The organism is Micromonospora sp. NPDC049139 (assembly GCF_055586845.1).
Window position 1 is genome coordinate 1 of record NZ_JBVJHK010000047.1, and the last position, 11,501, is coordinate 11,501.

The window sequence follows — 11,501 nt, forward strand, 5'->3', positions numbered from 1 at the left end:
TACGCCAAGATCACCAAGCTCGTCGCGCGACCGCAGACACCAATCGCCGGGATCAAGGTGGGCAACGCGATCAGCGCCGACACCGACGGCAACGGCCCGAAAGGCGTCAGGACCGGTGTGCAGCGGGTGCCGGGCACGACGACGAGTGCCACCCTGACGGTGTCGGCAACCTGGTTCGAGCGCAACGGCGACCGGACCGGCATCTCCAGCACCGACTCCGGCCGCGCCGCCGGCCTCAAGGGGACATGCAGAAAGACACCGCAATGCGTCGACATGGCACAGGCCACGTACACGCACACGTTCGACGGTGCGAAGGGCCGCGCAACGGTCGAGCTCGCCGGTGACCTGCCCCTGTGCCAGGACCAGAAGCAGGAGTTCCTCCTGGTCTCCTACTTCGCGCCGAGCGCCAAGCCGAGTTGGCCGCAATACGCGCACGACCACGACGTCGCGGTGATCGACGCCAAACACCGCAAGGTTGAGCTGAAGGTCGACGTGCCGAAGTGCTACACCCAAGTCGACCTCGTCTGGGGTGGCAAGAGCGAGCTGATCACGCCGATGGTGGAGAAGGGCAAGCGCTACGGCGACAAGAAACTGGGCAGCAAGGGCAAGCCCGGCAACCGCTCCGCCGGCCCACTCGGCGCCTACAACGGCGGTGCCGCGCCCTGCGCACAACCGAAGGCCACCTTCGCGCCGGCCTGCGACGGGTCCGTCACCGTCCACCTCAGCGGCGGCCACTATCCCGTGACGTTCCGAGTCACCGCGACCGGTGTGAACCGCACCGTCCACGTGCCCGCAGGAAAATCGGTGGAACTGCCGATGCCAGCGGGCACCGGCCAGATCGTCGTCGCCGAGCGGGGCAAGGAAATCGCTCGTTATCTCTGGCCGCGGCCCTCGACCTGCGGGCTGCCCACGATGTCCACCGAGTCGACCTGCACCGAACTGAAGGTGACCATCACCCATCCCGGCCAGGGGATGCCACCGATCGAGGCGGTCGCAACCTACGGAACGCAGGAAAAGAAGCTCACGGCCTCCGACGGAGGATCGCAGACGATCGTCTTCGCCTCCGGACGAGAACGCGCCGTCAATGTGCAGTTTCCCGGCTACGACTACAAGCTGATCGGCGAGTACGAGGACCCAGGCACCTGCGAAAAGCTGGCGACGACAGGTGCGATGACCGCCCGGATCAGCCTCATCGGAATCCTGATGATCTCCGTCGGCGCGGCCCTGATCGTCTTCGTGCGTCGCAGAAGGACATCGGCGGACGAGCTCTAGTCAGTACGTGTCCACCACGTCGCCGGGTAGCCGGTGATGGTTGTGGACCATCGCCTTGGGAACGAGCGCCCCCACCGATAACTGGTGAGGTGAGCCTGGCGCGGACCAACTGTTCCTTGAGCCACCCCTGGTGGGCGGCGGAGGCCACGTCGGGACTGGCCGGCACCTACCCCGGTGCCGGCCAGTCCCGACGGTGCGCGATGACCAACCGCCCCCATCCGCGGTCACCCGCCTACGGTGGTAGCCCAACCGATATGTCGGCTGGTACATGGGCCGCTCGCGCAGGTACTCCCGTCGGATCCTCGGCTATGCGATGGGCGCCCACCACACGCCGGTCTGGTCGTCGCAGCGCTGAACATGGCCGCCATCGCCCGAGGCGGCAACGCCGACGGAGTGATCTTCCACAGCGACCGTGGCAGCGAGGGCGGATTCAACTGGTGGTCAGTGGTTGGCCGGGGTGAGCCGGCCCTCGAAGGCGATCTGGAAGGCGTCCGCCACGGCCCGACGCATCCGCGCTCTCGACGCCGAACTCGCCGCCCTTGCCGGCGCATCACCGCTACCGGCCTCATCAGGCAACACCACCCGACACCGACTCGACCGCGGCGGCGACCGACGCCTCAACCGTGCCCTCTACACCGTCGCCCTGGTCCGCATGGGCCACGACCCCCGCACCCGCGCCTACGTCACCCGCCGCACCGTCGAAGGACGCACCAAACGCGCGGTCATGCGCAACCTCAAGCGCTACATCTGCCCGCAACTCTCCAAAACCCTGGCCGGCACACGCCCAGCCACCAGCACCACTTGGCAGTTATAGAAGCGTCTCTGTGTGCCGGTGAGCGCTCAGGCCCCCAGCCGGTAGCCACGCTTCATCACGGTCTGGATCAGGTCGACGCCGTCCAGCGGGGTGTGGTCGAAGGCTCGCCGCAGCCGCGACACCGCCATCTCGACGGCGTGGTCGTCGACGTCGGCCCAGCTCGGCGCGGCCGCCCGGATCTCGGCCGGGGACAGCACCCGGCCGGGACGGCGGGCCAGCGCCCGTAGCACCGAGATCGGGCCGGGCTGGACCGGAATCACCTGGTGGCCGATCACCATCGCCTGGCTGCGGATCTCCACCCGGTGGCCCTGCACGTCGAGCTGGAGCGACCGTCCCGGGAGTTGGTTCGCCAGGACCTTGACCAGGTCCGGCAGGGCGGGACTGTTCGCCACGTACGCGCTGAGGCCGAACGCCCGCAGTGGCTCCGCCGCCAGGTGACCCAGACAGGCGGGCACGATGTCGGCGGTCAGCGCGTTGAGCACCTCGCCGAGTACGCCGTCGGCCTCGGCCTGGCGCAGCAGGTTCTCGGTGGCGGTCGCCCCGGTCAGCGCGACGGCGTCGACCTGCCGCCGGATGATGACTCCGCACAGCCGGCGCAGGATGTCGATCCGCAGCGGCGGGAGAAACCGGTTGGTGACGACCTCGACCACGGTCGCCCCGTTGCGGCGTAGGGCCTCGCAGTACTCCCGGTGTGGCTCCGACTCGATCTGCGCCACCACCCGGCGGCCGATCATCGGCTGGGCGAGGAGATAGCGGAACAGGTCTTCGGTGGTCGTGGAGGCGGTTGCCCATATCTGGCTCAGGCCGAGATCCCGCAGCGTGTCGGCGGCGTGTCCGTCGCGGGCCAGCAGGCGGGCGTGCGTCAGCCGGTCGATGAGCGCGTCGAGGTGGCCGGTCTGCTGGACCACGCGCAGCCAGGCCCGCAGGCCCAGGCCCGACGACACGATGACCTCGTGCACCGGTCCTGTGACGCAGGAGCGGGTGGCGACGGCAACGGCCTCCGCCACCGGTTGGGCCACCGAGCGGACCGCCTGGACGTTGATCGTCCGTGCCGAGGTGGCCTCCAGCAGGGTGGCGAGGTCGTGTCGACGACGCTCCGACAGGACGGCGACCGTGTACCCCGCCAGGTCCTCCACACTGTCCTCCTGTCACGCCGCTCAACCTCAAACAGGTGCACGGTTCCGGACGGCGGTTGGATCACTTCGGTGCGACTCTTTCGTCGGGAAGAAGTGTCGCGTTAACAGGGCAGACATAGCAGTGGTGGCCAATCTCAACACCGTGACGGTTCGTTCACCGACCCGGTGCTACCGGAATTTGGGACGGCGCGCCGATCCGGACGGTGTTTCACCAGCTCAGAGTGGATCGGCGAAGAGTTACCGGCGAGTCGGGGCCGGATCCGACAAGTTGATCTTGTGAGGTGTTCGTCGGTCCCGTCACGTAGCACCCAGTTGACTTCCGGGAAACGCGGTGGTGATGAAGACTCGGCGCAATCACCGATCGGTTGATCGGGTGCGATCGATAAGGCCGACCCGGATGGGGACGGATGAGGCGGGCCGACCGCCAATCCGGAACCTGGGTCGGCGACCGTCGCCCGTCGACCGCGGTTGAGCTGCCACTCAACCGCGGTCGACTCCGAACGCGGGGCGGGCGGCGGGTCGTCGCCCGCTCCGGTCCAGTCCCGATCCGCAGACCAGATTCAGGAGGGTCCATGATACGACGATGGGTACCGCTCGCCGTGGCGACGGCGGTCCTTGCCACCGCCGCAGGGTGCGGTGGCGATGCCGGCCCGACGTCCGGCGCGCCGGACGCGAACCTTGCCGGCAAGACGGTCGAGGTGGCGGCCACGTGGTCCGGTGCCGAGCAGGCGAACTTCCAGGCGGTGCTGGACGCCTTCGCCGCGAAGACCGGCGCGACGGTGAAGTACACCTCCGGCGGCAACGATCTGCCGGTGCTGCTCAACAGCCGGATCGCCGGGGGTTCGCCGCCGGATGTGGCGCTGATCTCGCAGCCCGGGGTCGTGGCCGAGTTCGTGAAGCGGGGCGCGATCAAGCCGCTGACCGGTGACGCGGCCGCCGCGATCAAGGCCAACTACAGCTCTGCCTGGCAGGAACTGGGCACCGTGAACGGGCAGCTCTACGGCGTCTACTTCAAGGTGGCCAACAAGTCGGTGATCTGGTACCGGGTCGACAGCTTCACCGACGCCGGGGTGCAGCCGCCGAAGACCTGGGACGAGCTCAAGACGGTCTCCGCCGCGCTCGCCGACTCCGGGGTGACGCCCATGGTGGCCGCCGGTGGCGACGGGTGGGTGCTGACCGACTGGTTCGAGAACACCTACCTCCGGGTCGCCGGCCCGGAAATGTACGACAAGCTGGCCAAGCACGAGATCCCCTGGACCGATCCCAGCGTGGTCAAGACGCTGACCCTGCTGGCCGACTACTGGCGTACGCCGCGCTTCCTGGCCGGCAACCCGACGCAGACCACCTTCACGCAGGCGATCGCCGACGTGTTCGGCAAGTCGCCGAAGGGAGCGATGCTGTTCGAGGGTGACTTCGTCGCCTCAGAGATCAACAAGCTGGGTGAATTGAAGGTCGGCGAGTCGGCGAAGTTCTTCAACTGGCCGTCGGTCGACGGCTCGAAGCCGGCGGTGGTGACGGCGGGCGACCAGGCGGTCGCCTTCAAGGACACGCCGGAGGCGAACGCACTGATGGCCTTCCTCGCCTCGCCCGAGGCAGCGAAGATCATGGCGGCCAAGGGCGGGTTCATCTCGGCGAACTCGGGACTGGACGTCGCGACGTACGCGGACGACACCACCCGGGAACTCGCCGAAGCGGTGGTGAAGGCCGAATCGCTGCGCTTCGACCTGTCGGACCTCACGCCGCAGACGTTCGGCGGTGGGACCAGCGCCCACCTGTGGGTGCTGCTGCAGGACTTCCTGGCCAAGCCGATCGCCCCTGAGGCGTTGGCCCAGCAGCTCGAGGCCGCCGCGAAGAAGGACTTCGGAGGCAACTGATGACGATCACGCCCGACCCGGCCCAGGGCATCCGTCCGTCCCCTGCCCGAACAACGATCGGCCGGGCGAGCGTGGCCGATGGCCCCGGCGGCTCACGGCACGCCGCCGGCGGCCCGGGCCACCGGGACGCCCCCGGCGGCCCACGGACCACCGCCGGGACCGCGGCCCGCCGACGGTCGCGGGAGACCCGCCTGATGGTCGCGCTCTTCCTCGGCCCCGCCCTGGTGCTGCTGCTGGTGCTGGTCTGCTATCCCATCGTCTACACGCTGTGGCTCAGCTTTCGCAGCGGTGACGGATCGAGGTTCGTCGGCCTCGACAACTACGTCACCATGTTCACCTCGCCGAACACCCGGCGAGCCATCCTGAACAACCTCGTCTGGGTGATCGTGGCGCCGGCCGTGGCCACCACCCTCGGGCTGATCTTCGCGGTGTTGACCGAGCGGCTGCGCCGGTCGGCCGTGCTCAAGGCAGTCCTGTTCATGCCGATGGCCATCTCGTTCCTGGCCGCCGGCGTCACCTTCCGGCTGGTCTACGACGAGAACCCGGACCGCGGCGTGCTCAACGCGGTCGCGGTGTCGGTGCACGACGCCTTCGAGTCCCCGTCGCGCTACCACGGCGTGGATGCCCGAGAGCAGGGCGAGCTGGCGCCGATCAACGGCGGCTTCGAGTCCAGAGGGCCGGCGACCCCGGGTGAACCCGTCCACCTCGCCCTCGTGGGCCTGCCGCCGGACCGGATCCCGACCGACGCCAAGCCGGCCACGGCACCCACCGGCGGCCCCGGACTGCAGGGGGTGGTGTGGCTCGACTTCACCCGCGGCGGCGGCGGCCAGGCGGGGATTGTCGACGCCGGCGAGGTGGGGCTGCCCCAGATGACCGTCGAGGCGGTGGCCGACGGGGGCAGGGTGGTCGCCACCACCCGGACCGACGCCGCCGGGCGGTTCGCCTTCCCCGAACTCACCTCCGGCCCATACGTCATCCGGCTGCCCGCCGACAACTTCACCGAGCCGTTCAACGGCGTCACCTGGCTCGGGCCTTCACTCATCACTCCCGCCGTCATCGGGGCGTACATCTGGATCTGGGCCGGCTTCGCCATGGTGCTGGTGTCGGCCGGGCTGGCCGCCCTGCCTCGGGAAGCACTCGAAGCGGCCCGGATGGACGGCGCGAGCGAGTGGCAGACATTCCGGCACGTGACCGTGCCGCTGGTCCGGCCGGTGCTCGTCGTGGTCCTGGTCACCCTGACAATCAACGTCCTGAAGATCTTCGACCTCGTCTACGTGCTCGCACCCGAGTCGTCCCAGGACGACGCGACCGTGGTCGCCCTGGAGATGTACCGGGTGTCCTTCGGCGGCGGCCTCGACTACGGGCTCGGCAGCGCCCTCGCGGTCCTGCTGTTCGCCCTGGTGCTCCCCGCGATGCTGTTCAACATCCGGCGCCTGAGGAGGGATAGCTGATGAGCCACGCCACCATCGACGCCGTACCGGAACTGATACCCGCCGGTACCGCGCGGGGCGGCCGGCCGCGACCGGGACCGTGGACCCGGTTCATGATGCGGTTCGGCAAGGCACTGCTGCGACTGCTGGTGGTCCTGATCGGCGTCTTCTGGCTGCTGCCGACCTTCGGTCTGGCCGTGGCGAGCCTGCGTAGCAGCGCCGACAACAGCGCCACCGGCTGGTGGACGGTCTTCACCGCACCGGCCCAACTGACCCTCGACAACTACGCCCAGGTGCTGCAGAACGAGCGGATCGTCGAATCGCTGTGGAACACGGTGCTGATCACCGTGCCGTCGACCCTGCTCGTGGTGCTGCTCGGTGCACTCGGCGCGTACGCCCTGGCCTGGATGGACTTCCCCGGCCGAGACTGGCTGTTCGCGCTGGTCGTCGCGTTGATCGTCGTGCCGATCCAGGTGGCGATCGTGCCGGACGCACGGATCTTCCGGACCCTCGGCATCTACGGCGAGATCCCAGCGGTGGTTGCCTTCCACGTGGCCTTCGGGTTGCCGTTCGCGATCTTCCTGCTGCGGAACTTCTTCCTGAACATCCCGCGCGACCTGCTGGAGGCGGCCCGCATCGACGGCGCCCGGGAAATGCTCATCTTCGCCCGCGTGGTGCTGCCGATCGGCTGGCCGGCCATCGCCTCGCTGGCGATCTTCCAGTTCCTGTGGGTCTGGAACGACCTGCTGGTCGCGCTCGTCTTCGCCACCTCCGACAATGCCCCGATCACCTACGCCCTGCGGGAGCAGATGCGGTCGTTCTCGTCCAACCTCGACACGATCGGTCCCGGCGCGTTCCTGTCCATGCTCGTGCCGCTGGCGGTCTTCTTCGCCTTCCAGCGCTACTTCGTGCAGGGCGTCCTCGCCGGGTCAGGTAAGTAGCGAAAGGTGAATCACGGGGTGCGCGCCGAGCACGACGCAGGGGCGCGCACCCCAGCACCCGGGACCCGGAACCCGGAACCGGGGTGGGGCCGGACTCCGCTGACCCCACCCCGGGCACCGCCGTTCGGCGAATTCGTCGGCTGCCCGAGGCACGTCGGTCGCCCGAGGCGATCGACCAGCCCGCATCTCGTGCGTGCGACCTCGGTGGTGGTGCGCCTGGTGCCGGATCTGCCTCGCGGGCATGGCCGCCACCTACCGGAAAGGAGCCGGTGATGAGCCCGTCGGAACTGCTCAGTACCAGGGCGGAGGCACTCTTCGCCTCCACGCTCCAACCGTCGAAGGATCCGACGCCCGAACAGATCCGGCAGGCGGTGTTGTACAGCGTCAGCCGGCACCGGGCGGCCGGTTGCGCGGCACTCGTCGCGCAGGAGTACGGCGACCATCCGGTCGAGGCGGTCAGTCGCATGCGCTGGGCCGTGGCCGCCGTCCGAGCGGCGTACCAACTGGTCGGGCCGTCGGCCTGACCGCCGGCGTCCGGCATCCGCGAGTACGGAGCGAGGTTCAGGCTGGTCGGTGGGGTAGTGGCGGCCGGCCAGCCAGATGGTGAGGCCCTTCATGGTGGTTGATCAGTCCATGGTCGGCCGGTCGGCCTGCTGCCTTCCGGCTGAGGACGCTTCTCCGGCGGCAGGCTCTGCGCTGTCGGCGACCTCTCGATGCCGTCAAGGACGGCGTCCGCGGACCAGCACCGGTCGCCGTCAGCTGTCCATACCCGTGCTGGATGTCCCGCTGTGCTACGCCGGGCTGGAGTTGCAGACGTCCACCGGCCTGGTCCGACTGCACGCTGAGTCGAGCGCGGTCATGCTCAGTGGCCAGCAGGTCGCCGTGCTGGCCGTCCTGATCACGGCGCGGGGGACGCCCCTCAGCCGGGAGGCGATCTGGGCCGCCATGCCGCGCGGGTATCGGCCGCCGACAGCTGCCCAGATCGGCGTGGTGATCGCCAACATCCGTAGGAAGATCGGTGCCGCACGTATTCTCACCGGGGCGGACGGCTGGTGGGTGCGGGATCCGATCGCGCCGGAGTCGGTCGACGGCACCGACGTGCTGTCGTTCGGCAGCCTGCGACTCGATGTCGAGCATCGGTACGTGTTCGACGGGCCGGCTCGGTTCGTCCGGCTCGGCCCGCAGGAGTTCGCCGTGCTGCGGGTGCTCGTCGAGGCGCGGGGAGTGCCGCGCAGCAGGAGTGGGATCTGGTCGTCGTTGCCGCCGCACGACCGGCCGGCCACGATCGCCGCGGTGGGCGTGCTCATCCACCACCTCCGGGAACGCCTCGGGCCGGACCGGATCATCACAGGCGGGGGCGGCTGGCGGCTGGCCGGCCCGGCGGAGGCCCCGCCGCGCGCGGCGGAGTGGGCAGGCGTGCGATTGGAACGCACGACCAGCGAAACCTGGCTGGCCGGGCAGAACGCGCCCGTCAAGCTGAGCCCCCAGCAGGCCGAGGCGTTGCAGGTGCTGATCGATGCGCAGGGCGAGCCTCGTAGCGGCGCACAGGTCCGGGACGGGATGAGCGTCAGGGCGCGCCCGAAGAACGCCCTGGCGGTGGGCAGCGTCATCTCACGCCTGCGGCGCAAGATCGGCCGGGACCGGCTGGCCACTGGCAGGGCCGGCTGGTGGTTGACCGATCCGGCCCTCGCCCAGGTAGGGGGTGAGCGGAGGATACCGATGCGAGTCCATTGCGGATAGTGTCCTCGGCCGTACTGTCCGCTCGCCTGAAGGGTTCTGCTATGGCCTTTGGTCATCGATGGCTGGTGCGAACTGCCGCCGCCGCGCTGCTCCTGCTTGCCGGGATGGCTACCCCCGCCGGTCCCGCCTCGGCGGCGGACCCGGGCGCGAAGTTCACGCTCGATCTGCCCGGTACGACGATTCCGCTGGGGGTCGAGAAGAAACGGGTCCACCTGCGACTCACCAATCTGACCGACCAGACCCCGAGAGAGATCATTTTCTACGTCCGCCCCTCCGAGTTGGACTGGTCGTACAAGGCCGCGCTCATATGGTCGGAGGGCGGTGGCTCTGGTGAGTGTGACGGCGACCACTCGGGCTGGTACTGCCGTATCGAATCGAGCCTGTTTCCGGAGTTGATGCCGGCACCCGGTGGGACGGTTGATCTGCCCATCGATATTCAGGTCTACGAAAAAAAGAAGCCCTACGAAGGCAGGTTCCACGTCGAGGCTGGCATGGCCTGGGGCGACGACAAGATGCAACTCAGTGCCAGCAAGTGGTTCACGCTCACGTTGGTCGACGATCCCGAAGCCGACCTGTCGGTGGTGGCGCCGGACGTGAAGCAGTCGGTGCGGGTCGGCGCGGACGGCCGGCTCGAATCCACCGGGACGTTGAACCCGGGCGAGACGGGCGCGGTGCGGTATCGGGTCGTCAACCAGGGCCGGAAGGCAGTCAGCGGCGTCAAGGCCACGCTGCACCTGCCCAAGGGCGTGACGTTCACCCGCCCGCCGAAGGAGTGTGCGGTCGGCGACGACGGGCGGTCAGCGGTCTGCACCTACGACACGCTCGCGCTCGTACCGGCCGGCCAGGACACCGACCCGAATGACAGCATCTACTCCGCCGTCGAGTTGCACAATCTGGTGACGGCGTCGGCCTCCATCACGGCACCCGTCACGTTGGCGGGCGGGACCGTGCAGGTCGAGGGCTTGACCGAGCGAACGGATGCCCGTTCCGGCCCGGAGCATGCCGAACTTCCGGCGAACGCCGTCGCCGTACGGGCAGCCGATGTGGACGGCAGCGACAACGAGGACGGGTTCGCCGTCGTGGTCGCCGCGAGCGGCAGTGGCGGGGACGGCGGCGATGACGGCGGCAGCGGTGGCGGCGGGGGTGATCTGCCGATCACCGGGCCGCAGTCCGGGCTGATCGCCGGAGCCGGTCTCGCCATGGTGGCGGGTGGCGGCATCATGTTGCTCCTCGCCCGGCGCCGCCGCGCGGTCGCGATGGTCCGCGGGGACGAGACGCCCGCAGTCTGACCTGTCCTCCACCGGCCCGCGAGGGCCGTTCACCTAGGCCGCGTTCCAGAAGCGGGGTAGCCATTCGTTGATCGCCGTGATGTGCACGGTGGCTTCGTAGCGGACGGCGAGCTTGTCGTACCGAGTGGCTACCCCGCGGTGACGGTTGAGCCCGCTCCCACGTGCCGCCACGCTGCCAACGCCGAAGCACCCCGTACACCGTCTGCCAGGGCACATAGCAGTCCGGCACGTCCCGCCACGGCGCGCCGACCCTCGTGCGCCACCGAATCCCGTCGATGAACTGCCTACCGGAGACCTCTTCACTTACCGATCAACGACACGCCACAGCCTGCCCCGCCAGCGCACCCACCTTTTGAAAGGCGCCCTGACACCCGCGCCCTGCGGTGGGCGGGGCGCGGGCGGACGGCGCGGACGGTGGTGGGACGGTCGCTGCTGCGATCATGCGGGGCATGCGGGACGAGAACCTCGCGGGACGGTGGGACACCGGCCCGTACGACTACGGGGTGATGGAGTCGAGTTGGCTCTGCCTCCACCCGGACGGGACCGGCTGGAGCGCGTGGGCCAACGTCGGCGGCGGGTCGGTTAGTCACCTCACCTGGTCCTGTCCGGCGGAGGGCGAAATCGAGCTCCGCTACACCTGGACCGCGTCCGGCGACTGGTCACCGGGCGCACCGCCCACCCTGGTCGAGGTCGACGAGGAGGGTCCGGACGACACGGTGGTGCGCACGCGCTATTCGGTCCGCGTCGACACGCCACCCCTGGTCGAGGCACCGATGATCACCCTGCACCTGGATGACGCCGTCGAATTCGCGCACCGCTTCGCGCTCTCGACCCGAGACGTCGACCGCAGCGATCCGCCCGCCCCGGGCAATCGGTGAACCGTCCGCACCGTCAGGCGGCGCCGCGTCCGCGCACCAGCAGTGCTGTGCAGGGGCGACTCACTCGTCTCCGCATCGGATGTCGGCGGCCTTGCCAGCGTTGTCGTAGACGATGTCGCACGTCAGG

General features: G+C 69.2%; 9 protein-coding genes and 2 pseudogenes. 9 read left to right on the forward strand and 2 right to left on the reverse strand.

The window, feature by feature from the left end; all coding sequences use genetic code 11:
* The coding region (locus tag ACZ6Q9_RS33925) for a cell wall anchor protein (protein ID WP_396831388.1) at nt 1-1,272 on the forward strand (1,272 nt) is incomplete at its 5' end.
* A 529-nt stretch (nt 1,273-1,801) separates the two neighbouring features.
* A pseudogene (locus tag ACZ6Q9_RS33930) lies at nt 1,802-2,086 on the forward strand (transposase); the annotation flags it as partial.
* 26 nt (nt 2,087-2,112) lie between these two features.
* Here the strand turns inward: ACZ6Q9_RS33930 and ACZ6Q9_RS33935 are convergent.
* Nucleotides 2,113-3,222 carry a uroporphyrinogen-III synthase gene (locus tag ACZ6Q9_RS33935; protein ID WP_393271208.1) on the reverse strand — a complete coding sequence of 370 codons (1,110 nt, stop codon included), beginning with the start codon at nt 3,220-3,222 and terminating at the stop codon, nt 2,113-2,115.
* Nucleotides 3,223-3,794: 572 nt separating this feature from the next.
* Between ACZ6Q9_RS33935 and ACZ6Q9_RS33940 the strand changes: the two genes are divergently transcribed.
* From ACZ6Q9_RS33940 to ACZ6Q9_RS33965, 6 genes are all read left to right on the forward strand, one after another.
* On the forward strand, nt 3,795-5,096 hold the full coding sequence (locus ACZ6Q9_RS33940) for an ABC transporter substrate-binding protein (RefSeq protein ID WP_393271206.1): 1,302 nt from the start codon (nt 3,795-3,797) through the stop codon (nt 5,094-5,096).
* Complete coding sequence (locus ACZ6Q9_RS33945; RefSeq protein WP_393459252.1) at nt 5,096-6,547, forward strand: ABC transporter permease; 1,452 nt, start codon at nt 5,096-5,098, stop codon at nt 6,545-6,547. The genes ACZ6Q9_RS33940 and ACZ6Q9_RS33945 overlap by 1 nt, the downstream gene beginning before the upstream one ends.
* Complete coding sequence (locus tag ACZ6Q9_RS33950; protein ID WP_393271203.1) at nt 6,547-7,467, forward strand: carbohydrate ABC transporter permease; 921 nt, start codon at nt 6,547-6,549, stop codon at nt 7,465-7,467. The genes ACZ6Q9_RS33945 and ACZ6Q9_RS33950 overlap by 1 nt, the downstream gene beginning before the upstream one ends.
* Nucleotides 7,468-7,739: 272 nt before the next feature.
* On the forward strand, nt 7,740-7,991 hold the full coding sequence (locus ACZ6Q9_RS33955; protein ID WP_357702224.1) for a hypothetical protein: 252 nt from the start codon (nt 7,740-7,742) through the stop codon (nt 7,989-7,991).
* Nucleotides 7,992-8,238: 247 nt separating this feature from the next.
* Nucleotides 8,239-9,207 (forward strand): winged helix-turn-helix domain-containing protein, encoded by a 969-nt coding sequence (locus ACZ6Q9_RS33960; RefSeq protein WP_393271201.1) that lies wholly within the window; start codon nt 8,239-8,241, stop codon nt 9,205-9,207.
* Between the two features lie 41 nt (nt 9,208-9,248).
* The gene (locus ACZ6Q9_RS33965; protein WP_396831390.1) at nt 9,249-10,496 is read left to right on the forward strand and encodes a hypothetical protein; all 1,248 of its coding nucleotides are present in this window, start codon (nt 9,249-9,251) and stop codon (nt 10,494-10,496) included.
* A gap of 151 nt (nt 10,497-10,647) precedes the next feature.
* Here ACZ6Q9_RS33965 and ACZ6Q9_RS33970 read toward each other — a convergent pair.
* Nucleotides 10,648-10,782, reverse strand: a pseudogene (locus ACZ6Q9_RS33970) (transposase); the annotation flags it as partial.
* Between the two features lie 163 nt (nt 10,783-10,945).
* Between ACZ6Q9_RS33970 and ACZ6Q9_RS33975 the strand changes: the two are divergent.
* Nucleotides 10,946-11,374, forward strand: a complete 429-nt coding sequence (locus ACZ6Q9_RS33975; RefSeq protein WP_396831391.1) for a hypothetical protein — start codon at nt 10,946-10,948, stop codon at nt 11,372-11,374.
* Nucleotides 11,375-11,501: the final 127 nt, after the last annotated feature.